Genomic DNA, 22,054 nt, shown 5'->3' with positions numbered 1-22,054 from the left:
TTTTTGGGAAAACTAATCTTAATTAGTAAATTATTATATTACTAGATTTTTATGACAATTCCTTTCTTTTCTGGAGATGCTGGGCGTAGCTTGCTGATCCAAAGGGGTACGGATAGCTACGGTGAAGAAGGCAGGAGGTTGCAATACAGTGTAGGCAACTCTTGGAGACCCTTCTCTACGAGACACTGCGCGAACGACAAGTGTTACCCTGAGCTTGTCGAAGGGCTCAGGGCAACGCGCTACGCGATCGCGCAACTGGTAGAAAGTGAGAAAATGTCCGTCTTGGGAAACTTAGCGGCAGAGGTGGCAGATAAAATTACAGCAGTTTTGATTTATTTGAACCATATATCTTGTAGGGGTACAGCATTGCTGTACCCTACCCCGCGAGTGTATTTACCTGGAAATAGCTGTAATAACCCAGTTGGCTTGATTGTCGTAAATTTGCAATCTGCTCTAGATGAGGTGTTTCATGCCCGCAGTTAGCCTCAGAAAGATTCTCAACAAAAAAGAGTTGCCATCTATCCTTCATAACTTAGTTTATCAGCTCAACATAGCGATTGATGTTGAACTGGTAGACGGCACAAAACTAATTAGCATTGGCGAGCAAACTGGGGAAAACCGATATCCAATCGAGGTGTTAAGAGAAATCATCGGTTGGGTTGTTGGGGGAGAACAGGCAACTCTAGTTGCGACTTTGCTCTCGTTTGTAGCAAAACAGGAAACTGAGAAGAAAGAACTCGCTATAGAATTGCTGGAGCGATATCAGGAAATTGATTTGTTTGAGGATATCTCGACTAAACTGACAACAAGTTTAGATACGCGACAGATTGCCCAACTTGTGCTTCAGGAATTGAGTCAATTAATTGAATCGTCTGCGGGGATGATTCTGCTTCTGAGTCCAGATGCAACTGCATTTGAAATCATTGCCGAATTTGGAGTATTTTTTGACCACAGTCAGCCGGAACCAGATAAGGGAATTATTGGCAACATTGTCCAATCCAACCGGGCAGAACTCGTCAATGATGTGCAAGCCGATCCTCGATTACAGGGGCAAGAAAACGTTAACGCCATGATTTGTGTACCGTTGCGAGCCAAAGAGCGGGTACTGGGAGCGATCGCCATTGGAACGCCCAAAACTGACTCATACCAGGCTAAACACCTGAAACTTGTGAGTATCTTTGCCTCTCAAACTGCGATCGCTATTGACAAAGCTGTAATTTATGAACATAGCACTCAAACAGCTGTCCAGGCAAAAGCCCAGACACAGAAGCTTCAGCAAGCTCTCCATGAATTGCAATTAGCCCAAACTCAGTTGATCCAAAGCGAAAAAATGTCCAGTCTCGGGCAACTCATTGCCGGAGTTGCCCACGAAATCAACAACCCGCTTAACTTTATTTCCGGCAATTTAAAATATGTTGCCGAGTACGCCAATGACTTGTTGCATCTGGTGCAAGAGTATCAGAAATTTCTACCTGTTCTTCCTTCGGAGTTGGAATCAGAGCTAGACAAAATCGATCTGGAATTTATCCTGGAGGATCTCCCCAAACTGCTGAATTCGATGCAGGTGGGCACTGATCGCATTGTGGAAATTGTGCAATCTCTGAAAAACTTCTCCCGCCATGACGAAGCCGAAATGAAAGCCGTTAACATCCACGATGGCATCGACGGAACGCTGATGATTCTTCAACATCGCCTGAAAGCAGATGGTTGTCGCCCGGCAATTGAAATTATTAAAGACTATGGCAAATTTCCCCTGATTGAATGCTACCCCGGACAGTTGAATCAGGTATTTATGAACATCCTGGCAAATGCCATTGATGCTCTAGAGGAAGGAATGGGCGACACTTCTCTACCAGAGGCTGCACTTCTCTACGAGACGCTGCGCGAACGGCAAGGCTCAGTGACCACGCCAACGGCTACGCTCAGTAACCATGAAAAAATATCTCCCCAAATCACCATTCGTACTGAAGTCCTCGACAACCAGTTTGTGGTGATTCGCATTGCCGATAACGGCTCAGGGATGAAGGAGGATGTGATCCGACGCATTTACGATCCGTTCTTTACCACGAAAGAAGTTGGTAAGGGAACCGGATTGGGTATGGCAATCAGTTACCAAATTATTGTGAACAGACACCGGGGATTTCTCAAGTGCCGTTCTGCGTTAGGTGAAGGGACAGAATTCTGGATTCAGATTCCAGTGAGTTGTGCAGTGGTGGACGCTGTTGAAAATCACAATTTCAGAATCTCTGAGGCGAAGATGGCTTACGCCTCTTTCACAACCGAATCATCCCCCAGTCCCGATGCAGAGGGCTTCATTCCCTCAACAACTCCAAAGCTCAAACCAACTGATCTATTAATCCGCCATAATCAACTGATTCAACGACTTTCACAGCAGAGTCCAAACCTGGACGCGGCATCACCAGAGCAAATTTACCAGATATTCCAACGCCACCCAATTTCGTTAAAGCTTTACGCTACCTTGTTGTCCTGGTTCATTTGTCCTAACCCAACCGACATCGACCACTAGCGTTTTCAACTTCTTTGGTTCCTCTGACCGAATTTTAGACTTCGGCATGAGCGCTCAGTCGAACGCTTTTAAATTTTGGATTTTGGTGAAGCAGCGCGGGAACAGGGGGTTTCCATGCCACTTGCTTTAAGCCGGGGAACCCGTCCAACGCAGTGGCTCCCCATGAGTGACTGCACCAAGCCGTTCGCGCAGCGTCTCCCCTTGGGAGAAGGAATTGAAAATTCAAAATAATTTCTAATTCGTAATTAACAGGGTACAGAGCAAGTACTGATTGAAATTATGAATTATCAATTATCAATTACCTTGACTCCTACAGAATTATCTTATGCTCAGAAACTTTGAATTCTTAAAAATCGGTCATCAAGGAATCCTCAAACAATTCCTGATCACTTTTTTACCACTGTCCGTCCTGGTTGGGGGCGTGCTGCTGATCATTCACCAGGTAGAGAGTAAAGCTGAACGGGGCGCAATTTCCATCAACGAAACCCGGAACGTTGACCTTCAAGCCAAAATAGCTGCTAATGACTTCAATTTAATTAAGTCAGACTTGATGTTTTTGGCTACCGAAAACGAGCTACAGTCCATGCTCAACAGACCTGGGGGTACAACTGAAACACTAGAGTTGAGGCAGGCGATCGCTAAAGAGTATTTTTCCATATCTCAGCAGAAACAACTCTATGACCAGATTCGCTTTCTTGACATAACTGGCAAAGAAATTGTCAGAGTCAACTTTAATAAAGGTCAGCCCAGCGTTGTCCCTGACGAAAAACTGCAAGTCCAAGCAAAGCGTTACTGGTTTAAAGACACCTTGTCCTTGCAATCAGGCGAGGTGTTTATATCGCCACTGGATCTAAATTTTGAGCGGGGCAAGATTGAACAACCGCTCAAACCAATGATCCGTTTTGGCACTCCTGTATTTGATTCCCAAGGGCAAAAACGCGGCATCGTTGTGCTGAACTATCTAGGTGAGAAATTTATCCAGAATCTGCAAAAAGAAAACTCGACAACTTTAGGCGAAATCCTGCTACTCAATGCTGATGGTTACTGGCTTAAGGGACCAAAGCCAGAGAATGAGTGGGGCTTTATGTACGAAAACCGCAAAGACCAGACCTTTGCAAAAGCCTTCCCGAAAGTCTGGCAGCAGATGGCCACAACGGAGTCGGGACAGTTTCAAACGGCTGAGGGATTATTCACTTTCAAAACCCTGTATCCGCTATTGGAAGTTCAAAAAGCTCAATCCAGTACGGGGGCGACCCGTGCCTTCGATTCCAGTCAAGGGAAGGTGGATGCCAAATCTTACCGTTGGAAAATTTTAACTCATGTTCCCCCTGCGATCTTAAATGTGCGATCGCAAAGTTCTTTTAAGCGACTCCTGCTGTTTTATCTGGTTATGACTGGGTTGATTGGGGTGGGTTCTTGGCTATTAGCCCTATCCCGCTTACGACGACAACAGGCAGACACAGAACTGCAAGCAACATTCGCTGACCTGACTGCAATTATTGACAATTTAGCGGATGGGTTATTGGTAACTAATACCAGCGGCCAAATCACCCGCTTTAACCCGGCGCTACTCAAAATGTTCCACCTTGGCGACATTGACCTCAAAGGAAAAGACAGCAAAGAAATTTCTCAAGCTGAAATTGCTGATTTGGTAAAGCAGACCCACAAACAATCCCGAGAGATATTCACCTCTGAGATATATCTAGCAAAAAGCCGGGTTGGTCAAGCTTTAGCAACCAACATCTTCAAAGAAGCGTCTAAGGATAAGGCCGCGAGGTGGCTAGGTTCAGTGATCTTGATTCGGGATATTACGGCTGAGAAAGAGATCGATCAGATGAAAACCGATTTTATCTCTACGGTTTCCCACGAGTTGCGGACGCCACTAACTTCTGTCCTCGGTTTTGCGTCGATCATTAAAGAAAAGCTGGAAACCGATGTTTTCCCACTACTTTCTACCGAAGATCGTAAGCTTCAGAAAACCATTAAGCGGGTGGGTGACAATCTCAATATTATTGTGTCGGAAGCAGAACGGCTGACGTATTTGATTAACGATGTCTTAGATATTGCCAAGATGGAAGCAGGTAAGGTGGAATGGCAGATGCAGCCCATTGATCCCAGCGAATTACTCGATTTAGCTACCAATTCCACCGCCGGGTTGTTTCAAACCAATAGCTTGGAATTGGTGAGCGAGATTGAACCTGGACTGCCTCAGATAGTAGGCGATCGCAACCGTCTATTGCAAGTTTTAATCAATCTGATTTCCAATGCCGTTAAATTCACTGAATCCGGTTCTGTCATCTGCCGCATCAAACGAGAAAACAACGGTGTTTGCATCAGTGTCATCGACACCGGCATTGGTATTGCACCTGAAGACCAACCGAAAGTGTTCGAGAAATTCCGCCAAGTTGGGGACACCCTCACTGATAAACCCAAAGGTTCAGGGTTAGGACTGCCCATTTGTAAACAAATCGTCGATCATCACGGCGGTAGAATCTGGGTTGAGAGTGAACTAGGCAACGGCAGCACATTCTCGTTCATCATTCCCACCACTGAGAGCGATCAAAAAACTACTGCTAATCTGAATCTGGATGCGCTAGTCAAACAACTCAAAGAACACGTTATCACCACAAACACTGTGCTGAACCAAAACCACAAAATGATTTTGGTTGTAGATGATGACGTTAACATTCGAGAATTGCTCCGTCAACAACTGGAAAACCAAGGTTACAACGTTCGGGAAGCGAAAGACGGTGTGGATGCGATTCATCAAATCAAAACAGCCCGTCCCGATCTGATTCTCTTGGATGTAATGATGCCCCAAATCAACGGCTTCGACGTGGCAGCCGTCCTTAAAAATAATCCCCAAACCGCAGATATTCCGATTATCATTCTGTCAATTATTGAAAACAGAGAACGGGGCTACCAAATTGGCATTGATCGCTATCTCACCAAGCCCATTAACACAGAGAAACTCCTCAACGAAGTTGGCTCATTGCTTTACCAGGGCACTTCTAGTAAAAAGGTATTGATTGTAGATAAAAATGAATCCACTTTAAAAACCCTATCGGATGTACTGCAAGCTCAGGGATACAGCGTGATTGAAGCCTCCGATCCCCAAGAATGCATCAATAAGGTTCGGTCAGTCAAACCTGACATAATCATCATCGATTCTATCTTCTCTGAAGAAAGCGATTTGGTGGAAACCCTACAGTTTGAGAAAAAGTTAGAAAATGTATTTTTTGTTATGCTATCGGATCAGTAATCGCTGCTACTAGTACCGCTTCTCTACGAGACCCTGCGCGAACGCATAATTCGTAATTCGTAATTACCTTTTAGCAAGGGTTTCAGACATTACAAATGGTGAACCAGCGCTGCGGGAGGGTTTCCCTCCGCAGGCGACTGGTGAACCCGAAGGGGTGGCTTATTTACGCCGTACTGTACTAGGGAATTCCCACTCCCATTCGGCTACGCTCACGGCAAGCCTACTCCCAACTCCCCACTCCGCAATTCCTATGACCCAGAAAATTCTGATTGTTGACGATGAACCGAACATCTTGATTTTGATGGAACAAGCTCTAGAAGCATTAGAAGATGAGGGTGTTGAACTTCTAACTGCCAGAAATGGAGAAGAAGCTCTCGAAATTATTAAAACTGAAAAACCAAATCTAGTTTTTCTCGATGTGATGATGCCTAAAATGAATGGTCTGAAAGTCTGCGAAATTGTTAAACACGACCTGCAAATGACTGATGTCTATATTGTGATCTTGACAGCTAAGGGACAGGAATTTGATAAACAAAAAGGAATTGAGGTTGGTGCAGATTTATATCTAACTAAACCATTTCGCCCCAAAGAAGTACTTGAAAAGTCAAAGCAGGTGTTGGGTTTTTCAGGAAAGTCTTGAATGGGTTTCAGCTGCGATCGCTTACTGCAAACTGGAAGCGATCATCGCCCATAAGAGTAACTAGCAACTTGGGTTACTAGGGAATCACCCCTCCTAAAAAAGCGGTGAGGATGTCAAAATTCTCAGATTACTAAAATCCAGTTTCAGTATCAATCAGGAACAACAGGTACATTGCCAGCATCCCTGCTGCTGAAAATTTCTGCATAAATAAAATTAACCAAATCTAGTGTGAATTAAAAAAACTTAACCAACAATTTGCCGAAAACTTTCTAGAATACCTAAGATTACTGTATAAACTAACCTCTCAGTAAGGGCAAATTTACTAGATGCAAAAGTCTATTACTGTGTTAAAAGTCTCTATTGAACTCAGCCTGTGCTTGGAATCCTGGTAACTGTTAATCAGATTCTTGCGAAGATTAGACCTCTTGCATAAATGCTTAAATTGTCATGTTGAGCAGAGCGAACATCTGTGAGATTCTTCTCTCTACTGCGTTCCGCTCAGAATGACATTCCTGATTTTTTGACTTGAAGAGTAGGCATACAAGTTAGCACCGACACAAGCAAAGAAAACCCCTGCCCTGCCCTACCCCTGCTTGTTCTTCAACCAAAAGGTAATTCTGGGAAACCTTAATTTGTGAGAGCGAGAGGCTTTCGCCAGAAGGAACTAGAATTAGGAAACGCCTAGCTGGGTTCTTCTGACTTTTGAAATTAGGAGTGCATGTGTGCCAAAATCCCCTAAATATTTGCTGATTGGATCAACCGAGACTTATAGCGGTAAATCTGCAACTGTTCTGGGTTTGTCTGATCAGCTACAGCAAAAAGGACTGGATATTACCTACGGTAAACCGCTCGGTACGTGTTTGAATTCGTCTAGTGGAACCGTCATTGAGGAAGATGTCCAATTCATTGCTCTTAGCCTCAATTTGCCGACAAACCGCGTTGCACCTACAATGCTGGCCTTGGATGAACTAAATGTGCAAAAGCGCTTACTGGGGGAAGATAAAACCGATTATCAGCAGTCCCTAATACAGCAATATTTGCAAATGTCCCAAGGAGATTTGGTGTTATTGGAGGGGCCTGGTGATTTGTCCGAAGGCAATTTGTTTGACTTGTCTTTGTTGCAAATCGCTGAAGTATTGGATGCGGCTGTGCTGTTAGTAACCCGCTATAAATCGTTGCTTTCGGTTGAGGCGCTATTGGCTGCGAAAGGGCGTGTGGGCGATCGCTTGATTGGAGTTGTGATCAATGATATCCCTCTGGCCCAACTAGAAGCGGTTGACACTCTCTTGCGCCCATTTTTGGAACAGCAGGGGATTCCGGTGCTAGCAATGCTGCCGAATAGCGATTTGCTCCGTAGCGTGAGTGTTGGCGAACTAGTTAAGCAATTAAAGGCTGATGTTCTCTGTCGCAACGATCGCTTAGATTTGTTGGTGGAAAGTTTAGCAATTGGAGCGATGAATGTCAATTCAGCCGTGAAATATTTCCGCAAACGCCGGAATATGGCAGTAGTGACAGGAGGCGATCGGGTGGAAATTCAGCAAGCGGCTTTGGAAACTTCTACCCAGTGTTTAATTCTCACCGGGCAACTACCCCCGCCGCCGTTCATTCTCAGTCGCGCTGAAGAACTAGAAATCCCTATTTTATCTGTTGACTTAGACACCCTCACCACTGTAGAAATTGTTAACCGCACTTTCGGGCAAGTCCGCCTCCACGAGCCGATTAAGGTTCAGTGCATTCGCCAGTTGATGTCTGAGCATTTTGACATTGAGCGCCTGTTATCTAAACTGGGTTTAACTGCTATATAAACTCTAGACATCCTTGGACATCCTTCCTTTACTTGACGTTTCATCGGGTGGAGTTGGCACCATTTCCCTCCGCGTCCAGACACGGTTTAGCCATCCGTGTTTTAATACCTAAACCAAGAGTTTTTCTAGGTTTTTGGCGGCATTCCAATCCCTGTCTAGACTTATTTTACAACTTTGACAGTCAAAGATTCTTACAGCTAGTGACATATCTTGAACATAACCGCAACTTGAACAAGTTTTAGTAGAAGAGTAAAACAGGTGAGCAAATAGAATCTCAGACCCGAATTTCTGAGATTTGTACTCCAATTGCCTCCGAAATTGCCTCCGAAATTCATAGAAGTTCGCATCGCCCACAGCACCAGCTAATTTGTGATTTGCCATCATTCCTTTGACATTTAAGCTTTCAACTACTATTTTTGCGTGGTTTTTGCTAATAAGTAGTTGTAGCTTTATGTGTGGCATCCAGCCTCATGTCAGAAGTGGGTTTATGGGTTTTTGCAACTCTTAACTTTTGCTGAAGATATCTTTTAGAACCTCTAGTTTTATTAATTAATTGGCGAGATTGTTTCGCCAATTTTTTATTCATTTTATCTCTAGCTTTGGGATTGCTAAAAACAACCCCTGTGGATAAAGTGGCTAACGCATTAAACTCAACGAGACTGTCACCAGTCTCGTTGATCTTCAAAACCGGACGTGAGATTTTCACCTCATCCGGCTCCTCAATAATTTGGTGCTTGTCACGCATACCTCATTACCCATTTATCCTCAAGTCTTTCAAGTTTTCTGGTGGGCTTAGGCTCGGCACTATTGCAGCCGGATTTTGTACCAGGACTACCATCGCTGGCAGTCTTTGTATCGTGGCAATGTCGGTGCAGGAGTTGCCAGTTTTCATAGGAATCCTTACCACCTTGCGATTTTGGGATTTTATGGTCAACTTCTAGGACATCGCTTTCGCGGAAGAACATTTCGCAGTGGGTACACTTCCCTTTTTGCTTTTTCAGGAGTTTGGACACCTTACTAGGCATTTCTGGGTTATTACCCATTCTTGTACTCCAATAAACCAGATTTCCGTCGTATGGTGACGATTCGCCTTTAACTTTCACATGACGCACTATCGGGGTGTTGGCATGATTTATTAACCGAAGTGGGGTTAAACCTTCCTTCCTGGTTGCGAATACCCAGTTATCACCGCCTATGGATTGCCAATACCTTTTTGACACCCATTCCCCATTCTTTTTGGGGTGGCGGCGTTTTGCCCAAGCTCTTAACTTTTGGTACGTGAGGTCATCGATATCTGAGTAAGCTACCTTACTTACCACAGTCGCATAGTAGTTAGTCCATCCCCTAATTATTGGGTTTAAATGGCTGATTAGCGCCGCTTGCGGTGCTGCCTTGTGGGCTTCAATAACCCTAGCGATTTGTTCGTAATGTACCTTTTGCTTCTGCTTGCTTGGGGTGATGATTGTCTTAAATCCCTGTTTCGAGTGATACTTTCCTTGTGGAAATTGTTGTATCGTAAAGCCAAGGAAGTCGAACCCTAGTTTTTCTTGTTCATACTGGTTGAGGGTGTGAGCAAGTCTCGTTTTACTGGGCTTTAATTCCAAACCCATGCCTTTTTAACCATTCAGAGATAATCTCTTTGCATCTTTGGACAACGGTTAGGTTTTCGTGGAGAATCACAAAATCGTCGGCATAACGGATTAAACTTAGGTTTCTACGGTTATCCCGTTTACCATGACCACTTCGAGTGGGCAGGGTTTCGGCATATTGTTTAATCCGTTCTTCCATTCCGTGAAGGGCAATATTTGCCAGTAACGGAGAAATGACCCCGCCCTGTGGAGTACCCTCAGATGTTGGAAACAACTGCTTGCCATCCATTACTCCCGCTTTTAACCATGCTCGAACTTGTCGGCGGATGGTGGGGAATGTATTTAATTTTCTGAGCAGTGCTTCCTGGTCGATGCGGTCAAAACATTTTGCTATATCGGCATCTAACACAAATTTTGGCTTGAGCCTAATTGCACTAAATATTGCCTCAACCGCATCATGGCATGAGCGTCCGGCTCTGAACCCATAACTGTTAGGTTCAAATCGCGCTTCCCATTCTGGCTCTAGTGCCAGTCTGACAAGTGCTTGCAAGGCTCGGTCTTTCATTGTAGGTATCCCCAAAGGTCGCTTCTCTTCGGTTCCAGGCTTAGGAATCCATACCCGCCTATTTGGGCTGACCTTTGAACCCAGGTTTAAATTACTAGTGAGTTCTAGACGTTGCTTTGGAGTTAGCGATTTGATGCCATCTACACCCGCCGTCTTTTTCCCCTGGTTGTCCTGAACTCTACGAACCGATAAAGCTCTTGCTGACCAAGACTTCATCAGCGTCTTTTGGAGTCTGCGATATGCTTTCACATCACCACGGGCAGAGGCTTGATAAATTCTCTTTTGGAGCTTATACACACTACGCTCTAGCTTGCGCCAGTTAATAGAATGCCATTCCACCATCAGTTGTTGAGACTGTGTATTAGACATATTTACTCACTACTTGGGACTTTATCATCCAAATCACCGTAAGTCTGTTTGCATATTCTGGGCATTACCCCAGACATTCGCTTTTGACTTAATCTCTCCTACTCGCTGCATACGGTTAGCACCTACTCAGGGATTCGACCACCTGAGAGCAGGCGAGAGGTTATCTCGTTCCGAATGACCATACTGTGTACCTTTAGAGTGATGCTGTTCGCCGGGTTTATTTAGAAGTGCATATTGGTCAAATAAAAACTTGCCAACTCCTTATCCTGTGCCTTTTGGCTCCAGCGCGTTAAGCCTTATTTCGCTGGTTTATTGTAACGACGATTCAAACGCATCTTCAAGCCGAGGCTTTACTCATGGGTACTTTGCTCGATGCTTACCGACTTAGGCTGTCAGTAAAGACACCTTTTCACCCCGCTTCAGGCGTTGATGACTATTCTCGAACCTGGGGGTGATGCTTTCACCGTTGCACCTACGGGGTAGGATTTGAGGGTTCTAGGATAATAACTCTCACCTACATGGTCATTCAGTTGTCAAGGTTCTTACCTTGCGGCTAATCCTCCAAACCCTTATGGGTCTTAGTTTCTAGCCAACGATTCGCACTTTTATTCCCAAATCCACTCCCACAACTGGAATTGTAGCTAATGGCTTAGGCAACTCTTGCTCAAATGCAAAAGTTAGGAGGCTGTATTACTGGTGAGGGTACAGCTGGTTCGCCGTCACCTCCCAGGCGACGGCGTGCTGTCTCCTTGGGGCCCATAGCTGGGACGTGCTTAGTTGCAGCAGCTAATCCAAAGACGGGCATATTCCCGTAAATCGCCTCATACTTTCCCGGTTCGATTAAATAAGTTTCGTGCCAAATGCCAACACTGCCATCAGCACCAATGGCTTGATTAAACCTTTGCCAAGCTTTTAGATGTGCATCAGCTGGATTTCTGGCAAAATGCTCCAAATCCTCGAACGATCGCCAATACTGAATCAGTCCCACTCCTCGCCAGTAAACAAAAGTTTCTCCCCCTAAAAACCCTTTTTCAGGATTCTGGTAAAGGCTTTGTAGCATGGGTGACATCGCCGTTGCAGTCGGAATCCATTTGGAGAAAGCGAATAATTTATTAATTCGCATCCCAATCAAAAACACAACAAAGGGTTCATTAATCTCGGCTGTAAATCTTCCTGGTATTACTTGAGGCATCTACTACTCACTCCTTGTTATTTTAGTTTAATATGCAATTAGTTGCATACAGATATCTTTATCCAATTAGTTGCATATGCCAAGTAGTGAATTAAAAATTATGGCATTAGCGCACGCAATATTAGCGGCTCTGGTTGACGCCCCTTGTAGTGGGTATGATTTAGCAAAACGATTCGATGGCTCTGTAGGCTTTTTCTGGTCAGCAAGTCACCAGCAGATTTATCGAGAGTTGTCCAAGCTAGAAGAGCAAGGATGGATCAGTTCCGAGTCGATTGTCCAAGCAGGACGCCCAGATAAAAAGCTCTACAGCGTTACAGACTTGGGACAACAGCAGTTCAAAGAGTGGATTGCTCAACCTTGTGAACCCACCCCGATTAAAGATGATTTGCTTGTGAAAATTTTTGCTGGCCATATTGGTTCTAACCAGATGATCTTGGCAGAGCTTGAGCGTCACCAAAAAGCCCACTTAAAAAAATTAACTACATACAAGGATTTAGAACAAGAATGCTTTCAGAATCCGCAAGAACTCCCAGAATCCGCAAAATTTCAGTATTTAACTCTCCTGAATGGTATTACTTATGAAACACATTGGCTGGCTTGGTGTTACCAAGTAATCCAAACAATCAAAAAAATGTAGCAATGTCTAACTTAGGTTTGCCTCGCACCTACACGCTGTTTGGTAAAATATGTGGGTCGTTTAATCGGATTATCTCCATCTTTGACCCAATCAACAGACCTTATTAGCCTCGATACATTAGCGCAAGAACTGGCAACAATCCAGCAAACGGGTTCTAAAAGAATTGCCTTGCTGGGTTCTCGTCACGTCCCGATTACGCATCAGAATCTGATTGAAATGATGACATATGCCCTAGTTTTATCGGGTAATCGAATCATTACTTCTGGTGCTACAGGTACAAATTCAGCTGCCATCCGGGGAGCAACGCGGGCCGATCCGAATTTGTTAACGGTGATTCTACCCCAAAGCCTGGAACGCCAGCCTTTGGAATCGCGCCAGCAACTAGAACAGGTAATGCATTTAGTGGAAAATCCCAGTAATGATAATCTGTCCCTTGCTGAAGCTAGTTACCTGTGCAACAAGGAAATTGTCTCTCGTTGCCAGCAACTGATTTGCTTTGCGTTTCACGACAGTGGGACTTTGTTACAAACTTGTCAAGATGCGGAAGAACAAAGAAAAGTGGTGACTCTCTTCTACTTTGATTAGTCATTTGTCATTTGTCTTTTGTCCTACCCTGCGGAAAGCTGCTGACGCATCTAAGTGTTTGGCGAATGACCAATGACTAATGACCAATGACTAATGACTGATGACTAATAACCAATGACTAATAAGTAATGATAATTTTTTTGTACTCGATCGCTGCTGCTGCCGCTCTAATTTATGTGCCATTTTTGCTGGTAGCTTATGCCCGTATGCGTATGGGGTATGAAACGTTTTCTACTCCTGGCGCTATGCTTGATAAATTGCCACCTTATGCTCAACGAGCTACTTGGGCACATCAGAACACCTTTGAAGCGTTTATGATATTTGCCGCAGCTGCATTGATGACATATATAACTGGTGTAAATTCTCCTACAGGAATAGGATCTGCGTAGACGCAAAGCGGCTTGTCGTCAGACATCGCCTTTGTGGTGGCGCGTTTGCTATACTCAATTGTTTTATATTTTGAATATACCCCTTTTGCGAACTCTCATGTTTGGCATTGGCACCGTTAGCTCTGCCACTCTCATCTTCTTGAGCATCATCCAAGCAACTAGTTAATTGGGGAGTGGGCAGAAATACCAATCCCCAATCTAAAATTGTTCGACTGAGCGTAGCCGTACTCCTTTTCTACGAGACGCTCCGCGAACGGAGAAGCAAGCTACGCGTAGCGTTCCGCAGGAAAGTCCAAAATCTAAAATCCAAAATGTTTTATGGCTTCTACTTTTTCCTTTGACATTGTGAGCGACTTTGACCGACAAGAGTTGGTTAATGCTGTCGATCAAGTTATACGAGACATCAAAGGTCGTTATGACCTCAAAGACACTCAAACTACTGTCGAGTTAGTCGAAGAAAGTATTAACGTTAGTACTGACAGCGAGTTTACCCTAGATTCTATACACGACATCCTGCGGGAAAAAGCCGCCAAGCGTAACCTCTCTCAGAAAATCTTTGATTTAGGCAAAGTTGAATCAGCCAGTGGTAATCGCGTGCGTCAAGAAATCAAACTCAAAAAAGGCATTAGTCAGGAAATCGCCAAACAAATCTCCAAATTGATTCGGGACGAATTCAAAAAGGTACAAGCCTCAATTCAAGGTGATGCTGTACGGGTTTCTGCCAAATCTAAAGATGACTTACAAGTTGTCATGCAGCGACTCAAACAAGAAGACTACCCAGTTGCTTTGCAATTTACAAATTATCGTTAACAGATTCGTAATTCGTAATTAAGACTTCAATTACGAATTAGGAATTACGAATTACGAATTACTTTAAGTTGTTCCGGCAATACTTTTTTGAAATGCCGGACGCTCAGATAACTGCTTCATATAGTTCAACACGGCTGGGTAAGAACTAAGGTCTAGCTTCAGGATCATGGGAATGTAATTTAGCACAGACCCCACTGCCACATCAGCAACAGTGAACTCATTGCCAAGCAAGAAAGGTTGCTTACTGAAAATTTCATTTAAGGGAGTCAATAAACGGGGCATTTCCCGCTCCCGACTTGCTTCTTGAAAAATCCCTGGAGCAAGGGTAGCATTGGCAAACAATACCCACTGGGAAAATACACCACGTTCCTCTGGTGAAAGTATGCTTTTACTATACTTATCGGCAAGATAGAGCAAAATCGCCCCAGATTCCCAAAGTTTAAAATCTCCATCAACAATTGCTGGAACTTTACCAACTGGGTTAATTACCAAATATTCCGGTTGGAGGTGTTCACCCGCCTGCATATCGAGCTTGACAAATTCGTAGGGAACTTTTATTTCCTCTAAATACCAGTGAACAATTGACGCTCGACTACGAGTACTGCCGTAAAATTTTAGCATAATTTAAAGAACTTTGTGAGTGTGAGAATGTTGTTTAACATTGTCTTCTTTTGTGACAACTCTAGCGGCATTTAACACCCGTTTGCGCTCAATGGAATATTTAAAATCAGTGTAGTTTGTACCTAAGGGAATCAGGGATTTTGCAGATTGACGACGCTTGTAGGTACGAGCTGCTGCAAATGCCCGTGGCACAAATTCCTCTCCAAACTGAGCTGACTCTGGGAAGCCATCTGGCGCCAGTTGTGAATCGCCATCGAGCACAGATCCCAAAGTTGTTGCATAAGCCAGCTTATAGGAGGTAGGAATGCCCTTTAATAGCGCTTCCAAAGCCGCAGAGGGAATCGGTTCTATAACTTCGATTTGATAAACTTCTCCATCTTCTTTGACGAAGCAGGTTGCCAAGCCGATAACAATGTAATCATCGGTTGCTAAATCAGGAGCATTGGAATAGGAAATTGCAGTTGTCATCGGAAAATTTCTCAAAACTTAAAAATTAAATCTAGCGATTGGGGCATTGGGCACTTGTACTGAGCGAACGCGAACAGCGTCTGGTAGAGAAGTCGTTGGCGCAGCCTCTCGTAGAGAAGTATTGGGCATTGGTTATTCTCCTTGTCCCCAGTTCCCAGTCCCCCAGTCCCCGTGTCTAATGAACGGCTTCTTGGCATTCTACCAATTTGTCGCTCTCACTACTTGACTAGTCTTTGAGATTGACATCTGCTATTTCTGGAATTCACCTTCGGGATTAAGTATCCATGATTAGGTTTGAAGAGCAATTGTTTATTTTGGGCGTAGATTTCTATTTGTGCGATTAGGTTAAGTTCTCTCTTCAGATAGCTTTCAAGTAGCCATAAATACCTTAAGAATAAACACAGTGGTAAAACCACTAGCAAGAAAAAACTAGAATTTAATTTCACAAAGCAGGGATTTCAGGCAGGGAAAGATGAATATACACTCATTTTTAGCTGACGATGACCAGCAAAGTCAACAATACAATTTTGTACTAAATAGTACAAATAAAGCCCAAGAACATCGCAAAAACGATCGCAGCGAACCGACTTTAGGGGATAGCTACTTACGCTCTTTTGCTTTCAGGTTGGCTCAAGAAGGAGATTATACTGAGGCGATCGCACTTTTAACCCAACTAATTTACCGCCATCCCTACAATGCCGTTGATTACAACAACCGGGGGCTGATTTATTTCCAAAGTGGTGAAACGCAAAAAGCGCTTTACGACTATAATACTGCCCTTAAATTTAATCCCAATTTGGCTAGTGCTTATAATAACCGGGCAAATTACTACGCTACTTGTGGAGAACTAGCAGCAGCACTTGCCGACTACGATCAAGCGATTGATTTCAATCCTTGCCATATCCGGGCGTGGATTAATCGAGGCATTACTTGGCGTGACTTGGGGAAATATGATCAGGCAATTGAGAATTTTGAGGTAGCACTGCTTTTCGGTCAACTAGAAGCTCATATCTGGGCTGAACGTGGCAGAACTTACCATCTTTGGGGTGACTGGAATTATGCCGTTGCTGATTATCGTCGCGCCCTGACTCAACTGCCCTCTATCGGCAACAGTAAGGATATTACTGGTTATCGTTTGCGTTTACAACTTGAAAATTGGCTAAACGAACTCCTATCTGATCAGCGTCCTATTTGGTAGATTAGTCCTTCTGGGAGATCCAAAATTCAAAATAAATTATTAAATTTTGAATTAGAGTTTAGCGACGCTGTATTACTAATGACTAATAGATGATAACTACATAGCTAATTCTTGAATTAGCTATTAACCATTATTTATTAGCAATAATATAAATTAACACCCAGTTTATACGTAGCCCGAATCACAAGAAGCCTAAATAATCCCAAATTCGCTATTTTTCTTCGGGTGATGACTCTGTTTGTTCATCTTCTCGGCGATCGTGATTCATCAACACCACCCGACGCTGGCTAGGATCAAATCGGTATCCTTGTTGTTGCATAATAGTTTTAGTTTGCTGAGGATCGAAGTTACGGCTAAATTCCGCTTGCAAACCATTGACATGTTCTTCCATCAGCTTGACTTCAGTACTAATTTCTCCTAACTTTTGTTGCTGTGACCAATGATAAGACAAAAGTTGTGCTAAAGCAGATGCTGCAACAGCTGTAATCACAAGATTAACCGCTATTTTGGCTGTGCTTTCTAGTGCCATCACTTGGTAAGAACGTTGACGAAGATGCCGTTTTGGTCGAAGAATGACCCGGCGTTTTTGTATAGGTTGTAACGGTGGTCTGGAGGGTTGAATCGCGTTCATGATCCTAAAAAATAACCTCGCTTAGTGAAGGGAAGCACTGTAAAAGCGCTCTGGCGGTAATTACTGCTTGATTTAGCTGTCATATTACTTCATTTTTTGCAAATAGCTACAAGTATTGCAATAATTAAAAAATAACCTGGCTTACGTAAGTGCAAGGTTTCTAACTACTTATGGCATAAAGCCACAAGGTATAGAAATTGCACCCCGTACTGCCAGGATTATTAGCTTTTTAACTGTGTCACATCGTAGCCTTATTTGTAAAGTTCTGTGGCTAATCGCCAAGCTAGAACTCCTGGGATCAACGCCACAACTAGAGCGATGTAGACTTGAGTATCTGAGATGGAAGACACCTGAGCGATGTACAGAGTATCTAAGATAGGCATGGCTGAAAACCTCCTAACCTGAATAGATTTTGAACAGTTCGTTTACTACTTTTCCTTGTTTTGCCTAGATTGGGGAATATCTTGTTACAAGATGCAACAAAAGCAGTTAATAGTCAGTAGTCGTTAGTTATTCTCCATTTTATAAAAATTTATAAAAAATATGAATTTGTATTTCGGTATCGACTTCGGCACATCTGGCGCACGCGGTGTGGTGATTGACGAGGAAGCTGCTTGTATCCAGGCTGAGGTGCGATATCCCTTCCAGGATTCACCAGCGCCTATTATGCCAAAAATTTGGCAAGAGGCTTTGTTTGTGCTGGTGGAACAAATACCTGAAGAATTGCGGCGAGAAATTAAAGCGATCGCAATTAATGGTACTTCTTCCACAGTCTTGCTGGTCGATGCTGCTGGCAATCCAACAGATGCACCATTGCTGTACAACGATGCGCGGGGATCATTGATGCTAGAGCATTTGAGGAGTATCGCACCACCTAATCATACCGTGTTGAGTGCCACCTCCAGCCTAGTCAAACTTTTGTGGATGAGACAATTACCTACTTTTAATGAAGCTAGATATTTCCTACATCAAGCAGATTGGCTGGCGTTCCTTCTACATGGTCAGTTGGGTATTAGCGATTACCATAATGCTTTAAAGCTGGGTTATGACGTGGAAGAGTTGAAATACCCAGAATGGCTAGAAAAGTTGCAAATACCGATTCAGCTACCCAAAGTTTTACCTCCTGGGACTCCGATTGCAGAATTGCGCCCTGAAATTGCAGAGAAGTTTCATTTCCGCCGTGATTGTCTCTTATGTGCTGGTACAACTGATAGTATTGCTGCTTTTCTCGCCAGTGGAGCAAAATTGCCTGGTGAAGCCGTGACTTCCCTTGGTTCAACGTTGGTACTAAAGTTATTAAGCCGTACCCGTGTAGAGGATGCCAGATATGGGATTTACAGCCATCGTTTGGGGGATTTGTGGCTGACTGGTGGTGCTTCTAATACTGGGGGTGCAGTACTTAAGCAATTTTTCACAAACGCTGAGTTAGAAAGCCTTAGTCGTGAGATTGATCTATCAAAAGCCAGCGAGTTAGATTATTATCCATTATTGAAAGCAGGCGATCGCTTTCCGATTAATGATCCTAATTTAGCCCCACGCTTGGAACCACGCCCAGATAACCCAGTGGAATTTCTGCATGGGTTGTTAGAAAGTATTGCCCGCATAGAAGCGCGAGGGTATGAATTATTACAAAAAATGGGCGCAGATAAGTTGACCCGTGTTTATACTGCTGGTGGTGGCGCGGTAAATGACACTTGGACTGCAATTAGGGCGCGTCATTTGCAGGTTCCTCTAGTAGCGTCAGTGTATACCGAAGCTGCTTACGGAACGGCGCTATTGGCGATGGGGGATGTAAGAAAGGGTAAACAACAGTAATTGTGTAACTATCTTTTTGTAGATATGTTGAAAATCAGTATCTATCCCAGTGACAATTAATATATCTCGGCTGATACTTAAATGATTAGATACCGGTTCATCATCTGGGCAGCTATTCGGGGATGGGTGCTTCGCAGCAAGCGAATGTCATCTATCCCCTTTACTAATTCTTGATGTGAGTTTTGAGAGGATAATGATGCCCACCTTTGGCAATGGCTTTGTCCAATGCTGCAATCAAATTCTTCGGATTATTCCCAGAATAGTTGTAACAGTTTCCGGCGACGTGGCGATAATTGTTGACGATAACGAATGGGTTAATACAATATTCTCCCGCAAGAGAAAGAACGTATTTCACATCTGTGTCGGACAATAATTAATCCCAAAGAATGCGTTGGTTACTCGCTCTAAGTGGAATATTACGCTAGAGTCCGTAAAAGTGAATACTCAAGATATATTCAAAACTTTGTAGTACTATTGAGTATTTAAATGGTTAAAGTAGCATTATTGATTGGAGTTAGTGAGTACGAATCTGATTTAGAGGTATAGCTAAGTGGAGCTATTCGATGATGATACATTTAGATTGTGGCGAGGCGATCGCACAGCCGGGAGCTAGACTATAAAATATGCGGACATGATATAATTGCCAACTCCTAAAAAAAATCCCCACCCAGACATTTGCCTGAGTGAGTAATATGAGGTAGGACAAGATAATCTTCCCAAAAGAAGTAAGGGAATTATTTGCTCTCTGTAAAATCAGCGTCAATCACATCATCGGCGCTACCAGAGCTAGATGTAGAACCACCATCTTGAGGTTCAGCACCTGGTGCAGCTCCGCCACCGGCTTGTTGATAGATGTTGCTACCGACAGCGAATAGGGCTTGTTGCAATTCTGGGGTCAGCTTCTTGATTTGCTCATCATCTTCTTTAGCAACTGCTTCCCGCACTTCTTTTACCAAACCTTCGACTTTGGTCTTATCAGCAGCCGGAACTTTATCGCCCAATTCTTGTAGCTGCTTCTCAGCTTGGTATGCCAAAGAGTCGGCTTGGTTCTTGCGTTCAATCTTCTCACGCCGTTCTTTGTCAGATGAAGCGTTCTGTTCAGCTTCTCTCACCATCCGGTCAACGTCATTTTTATCCAGGGTGGAAGCGCCAGTTATGCTGATGGACTGTTCTTTAGCAGTACCTTTATCCTTAGCGGTGACATTAAGGATACCATTGGCATCAATGTCGAACACGACTTCAATTTGAGGAACGCCGCGTGGTGCAGGTGGAATACCATCAAGGCGGAAGGTTCCCAAACTCTTATTATCGTTAGAGAATTCGCGTTCACCTTGGAGGACGTGAATTTCTACGTTGGTTTGACCATCCACAGCAGTGGAGAAAACTTCGGATTTTTTGGTAGGAATTGTCGTGTTCCGGGGGATAATTTTGGTCATCACGCCGCCCAATGTTTCTACACCCAAAGATAGCGGTGTCACGTCTAACAGCAAGATGCCAGTTACATCACCAGCCAGTACCCCAGCTTGAATGGCTGCACCAACTGCTACCACTTCATCGGGGTTAACACTTTGGTTGGGGTCTTTACCCAATACCTGCTTCACAATCTGTTGGACTGCGGGAATCCGGGTAGAACCACCAACTAACACCACTTCATCAATATCGCCTTTGTTTAACTTGGCATCCCGAAGGGCGTTTTCCACAGGAATACGGCAACGGTCGATTAAGTCAGAGCAAAGTTCTTCAAATTTGCCGCGAGTCAGCGTTGTATCCAGGTGCTTGGGACCATCCTGGGTAGCGGTGATAAATGGCAGGTTGATTTCTGCTTGACTGACACTAGAAAGCTCAATTTTGGCTTTTTCTGCGGCTTCAGTTAGACGTTGTAAAGCTTGCTTATCTTTTCGTAGCTCAATGCCTTCGTCTTTCTTGAACTTCTCAGCTAAGAAGTCAACTATTTTTTTATCGAAGTCGTCACCGCCGAGGTGGGTATCACCAGATGTGGCTAGGACTTCAAAAACTCCGTCTCCTACTTCCAGCACGGATACGTCGAAAGTACCACCACCAAGGTCAAACACAAGAATGGTTTCGTTACTCTTCTTGTCAAACCCATAAGCCAGAGAAGCAGCAGTAGGCTCGTTGATAATCCGCAGAACTTCAATCCCGGCAATTTTACCAGCGTCTTTTGTCGCTTGGCGTTGAGAGTCGTTGAAGTATGCCGGAACGGTGATTACAGCTTGGGTTACGGTTTCGCCCAGGTATTTGCTGGCATCTTCAACTAGTTTGCGAAGAACTTTTGCCGAAATTTCTTCAGGAGCAAATGGTTTACCAACGATTGGGCAATCTAGTTTGACATTGCCGTTGCTGCTGAGGACTTTGTAAGAAACTTCCGTAGCTTCATTACTCACTTCGTCGTAGCGGCGTCCGATAAAGCGTTTGACTGAATAAAACGTATTTTCGGGGTTCATCACCGCTTGGCGTTTGGCGATTTGACCAACCAAATTGTCGCCATTTTTCGCAAATGCGACTACTGATGGCGTTGTCCGAAAACCTTCAGCATTAGCAATTACTGTGGGTTTACCACCTTCCATCACTGCCACGCAGGAGTTCGTTGTTCCTAAGTCAATTCCAACTACTTTTGCCATTTTAGGTGCTGGCTCCGTATAAGTACAAATGAATGAATGAGAATATAAAGGACTAAATTTTGAACCAACAGGGTCAATAAATCAGCCAGTTCAGCATGAATACCTTTGGTTTGGCTTGCCTGGGGTTAAAACTCCAGATTATGCTGATATATATACTGAAGCTTAGTGGTAGCCAGTCCATGAAGGGTGGTTTCCCGAACCTTGCTTGGGACGGTTAAACTAACTAAATTGTGTTTGTTAGTTGGTTCATGAATTAATTTGCCTTCACTCTGTCTAATGTATAAGAATTAATACTTTCAGCAATTAGGGTGA

Annotated in this window: 21 protein-coding genes and 1 pseudogene; 11 read left to right on the top strand and 11 right to left on the bottom strand. The window is 43.9% G+C overall.

Features of this window, described 5'->3' with window-relative positions; all coding sequences use genetic code 11:
• Nucleotides 1–51 precede the first annotated feature (51 nt).
• The 5 genes from HWQ38_RS33105 to HWQ38_RS33085 all read left to right on the top strand — a co-directional run bounded on the left by HWQ38_RS33105 (nucleotide 52) and on the right by HWQ38_RS33085 (nucleotide 8,234).
• Entirely contained in the window at nucleotides 52–483 is a 432-nt protein-coding gene (locus HWQ38_RS33105) for a hypothetical protein (protein WP_292802309.1), read from the top strand.
• The gene (locus tag HWQ38_RS33100) at nucleotides 470–2,527 is read left to right on the top strand and encodes a GAF domain-containing protein (RefSeq protein WP_292802306.1); all 2,058 of its coding nucleotides are present in this window, start codon (nucleotides 470–472) and stop codon (nucleotides 2,525–2,527) included. Before HWQ38_RS33105 ends, HWQ38_RS33100 begins: the two co-directional genes overlap by 14 nt.
• A gap of 325 nt (nucleotides 2,528–2,852) precedes the next feature.
• Nucleotides 2,853–5,789 carry a response regulator gene (locus tag HWQ38_RS33095; RefSeq protein ID WP_292802303.1) on the top strand — a complete coding sequence of 979 codons (2,937 nt, stop codon included), beginning with the start codon at nucleotides 2,853–2,855 and terminating at the stop codon, nucleotides 5,787–5,789.
• Between the two features lie 250 nt (nucleotides 5,790–6,039).
• Nucleotides 6,040–6,429: a response regulator gene (locus tag HWQ38_RS33090; protein ID WP_292802301.1), complete on the top strand. Its 390-nt coding sequence runs from the start codon at nucleotides 6,040–6,042 to the stop codon at nucleotides 6,427–6,429.
• Nucleotides 6,430–7,151: 722 nt separating this feature from the next.
• Nucleotides 7,152–8,234, top strand: coding sequence for a phosphotransacetylase family protein (locus HWQ38_RS33085; protein ID WP_292802298.1), 1,083 nt, complete (start codon nucleotides 7,152–7,154; stop codon nucleotides 8,232–8,234).
• A gap of 108 nt (nucleotides 8,235–8,342) precedes the next feature.
• Here HWQ38_RS33085 and HWQ38_RS40660 read toward each other — a convergent pair whose 3' ends face one another.
• The 5 genes from HWQ38_RS40660 to HWQ38_RS33065 all read right to left on the bottom strand — a co-directional run bounded on the left by HWQ38_RS40660 (nucleotide 8,343) and on the right by HWQ38_RS33065 (nucleotide 11,949).
• A complete protein-coding gene (locus HWQ38_RS40660; RefSeq protein ID WP_366933369.1) occupies nucleotides 8,343–8,615 on the bottom strand; it encodes a zinc ribbon domain-containing protein in 273 nt (90 codons plus the stop codon).
• Between the two features lie 49 nt (nucleotides 8,616–8,664).
• The gene (locus tag HWQ38_RS33080; protein ID WP_292802295.1) at nucleotides 8,665–8,979 is read right to left on the bottom strand and encodes a transposase; all 315 of its coding nucleotides are present in this window, start codon (nucleotides 8,977–8,979) and stop codon (nucleotides 8,665–8,667) included.
• On the bottom strand, nucleotides 8,972–9,844 hold the full coding sequence (locus HWQ38_RS33075) for a group II intron maturase-specific domain-containing protein (protein WP_292802292.1): 873 nt from the start codon (nucleotides 9,842–9,844) through the stop codon (nucleotides 8,972–8,974). The genes HWQ38_RS33080 and HWQ38_RS33075 overlap by 8 nt, the downstream gene beginning before the upstream one ends.
• Nucleotides 9,819–10,757, bottom strand: coding sequence for a reverse transcriptase domain-containing protein (locus tag HWQ38_RS33070; protein ID WP_292802289.1), 939 nt, complete (start codon nucleotides 10,755–10,757; stop codon nucleotides 9,819–9,821). Before HWQ38_RS33070 ends, HWQ38_RS33075 begins: the two co-directional genes overlap by 26 nt.
• 664 nt (nucleotides 10,758–11,421) lie before the next feature.
• Nucleotides 11,422–11,949 (bottom strand): DUF4188 domain-containing protein, encoded by a 528-nt coding sequence (locus HWQ38_RS33065; RefSeq protein ID WP_292802286.1) that lies wholly within the window; start codon nucleotides 11,947–11,949, stop codon nucleotides 11,422–11,424.
• Between the two features lie 100 nt (nucleotides 11,950–12,049).
• Here HWQ38_RS33065 and HWQ38_RS33060 point away from each other — a divergent pair, with 100 nt between their 5' ends.
• From HWQ38_RS33060 to HWQ38_RS33045, 4 genes and pseudogenes are all read left to right on the top strand, one after another.
• Nucleotides 12,050–12,586 carry a PadR family transcriptional regulator gene (locus tag HWQ38_RS33060; RefSeq protein ID WP_292802283.1) on the top strand — a complete coding sequence of 179 codons (537 nt, stop codon included), beginning with the start codon at nucleotides 12,050–12,052 and terminating at the stop codon, nucleotides 12,584–12,586.
• Nucleotides 12,587–12,667: 81 nt separating this feature from the next.
• Nucleotides 12,668–13,171 (top strand): DNA recombination-mediator protein A, encoded by a 504-nt coding sequence (locus HWQ38_RS33055; protein WP_292802370.1) that lies wholly within the window; start codon nucleotides 12,668–12,670, stop codon nucleotides 13,169–13,171.
• 128 nt (nucleotides 13,172–13,299) lie between these two features.
• Nucleotides 13,300–13,726 (top strand): annotated as a pseudogene (locus tag HWQ38_RS33050) (MAPEG family protein).
• Nucleotides 13,727–13,878: 152 nt separating this feature from the next.
• A complete protein-coding gene (locus HWQ38_RS33045) occupies nucleotides 13,879–14,370 on the top strand; it encodes a YajQ family cyclic di-GMP-binding protein (RefSeq protein ID WP_292802280.1) in 492 nt (163 codons plus the stop codon).
• Between the two features lie 63 nt (nucleotides 14,371–14,433).
• Here the strand turns inward: HWQ38_RS33045 and HWQ38_RS33040 are convergent, their stop codons facing one another.
• Complete coding sequence (locus HWQ38_RS33040; protein WP_292802277.1) at nucleotides 14,434–14,991, bottom strand: glutathione S-transferase family protein; 558 nt, start codon at nucleotides 14,989–14,991, stop codon at nucleotides 14,434–14,436.
• Between the two features lie 3 nt (nucleotides 14,992–14,994).
• On the bottom strand, nucleotides 14,995–15,459 hold the full coding sequence (locus HWQ38_RS33035) for a hypothetical protein (protein ID WP_292802274.1): 465 nt from the start codon (nucleotides 15,457–15,459) through the stop codon (nucleotides 14,995–14,997).
• A 472-nt stretch (nucleotides 15,460–15,931) separates the two neighbouring features.
• Between HWQ38_RS33035 and HWQ38_RS33030 the strand changes: the two genes are divergently transcribed.
• Nucleotides 15,932–16,657, top strand: coding sequence for a tetratricopeptide repeat protein (locus HWQ38_RS33030; protein ID WP_292802271.1), 726 nt, complete (start codon nucleotides 15,932–15,934; stop codon nucleotides 16,655–16,657).
• Nucleotides 16,658–16,868: 211 nt separating this feature from the next.
• Here HWQ38_RS33030 and HWQ38_RS33025 read toward each other — a convergent pair whose 3' ends face one another.
• Both HWQ38_RS33025 and psaM read right to left on the bottom strand, forming a co-directional pair.
• Nucleotides 16,869–17,288 (bottom strand): hypothetical protein, encoded by a 420-nt coding sequence (locus HWQ38_RS33025; RefSeq protein ID WP_292802268.1) that lies wholly within the window; start codon nucleotides 17,286–17,288, stop codon nucleotides 16,869–16,871.
• 251 nt (nucleotides 17,289–17,539) lie between these two features.
• Complete coding sequence (gene psaM / locus HWQ38_RS33020) at nucleotides 17,540–17,671, bottom strand: photosystem I reaction center subunit XII (protein WP_190912801.1); 132 nt, start codon at nucleotides 17,669–17,671, stop codon at nucleotides 17,540–17,542.
• Nucleotides 17,672–17,831: 160 nt separating this feature from the next.
• On the opposite strand from psaM, the gene HWQ38_RS33015 reads away from it, so the two are divergent.
• Nucleotides 17,832–19,103, top strand: coding sequence for an FGGY-family carbohydrate kinase (locus tag HWQ38_RS33015; protein WP_292802259.1), 1,272 nt, complete (start codon nucleotides 17,832–17,834; stop codon nucleotides 19,101–19,103).
• A gap of 163 nt (nucleotides 19,104–19,266) precedes the next feature.
• Here the strand turns inward: HWQ38_RS33015 and HWQ38_RS33010 are convergent, their stop codons facing one another.
• Nucleotides 19,267–19,473 (bottom strand): hypothetical protein, encoded by a 207-nt coding sequence (locus HWQ38_RS33010; RefSeq protein ID WP_292802378.1) that lies wholly within the window; start codon nucleotides 19,471–19,473, stop codon nucleotides 19,267–19,269.
• A gap of 364 nt (nucleotides 19,474–19,837) precedes the next feature.
• Nucleotides 19,838–21,742 carry a molecular chaperone DnaK gene (dnaK, locus tag HWQ38_RS33005; protein WP_292802256.1) on the bottom strand — a complete coding sequence of 635 codons (1,905 nt, stop codon included), beginning with the start codon at nucleotides 21,740–21,742 and terminating at the stop codon, nucleotides 19,838–19,840.
• Nucleotides 21,743–22,054 lie beyond the last annotated feature (312 nt).

This window comes from Nostoc sp. NMS7, assembly GCF_017115085.1.
Taxonomy (GTDB): Bacteria; Cyanobacteriota; Cyanobacteriia; order Cyanobacteriales; family Nostocaceae; genus Nostoc.
The sequence above is the reverse complement of the archived record's forward strand: the minus strand, read 5'-3'. Positions and strand labels throughout refer to the sequence as shown.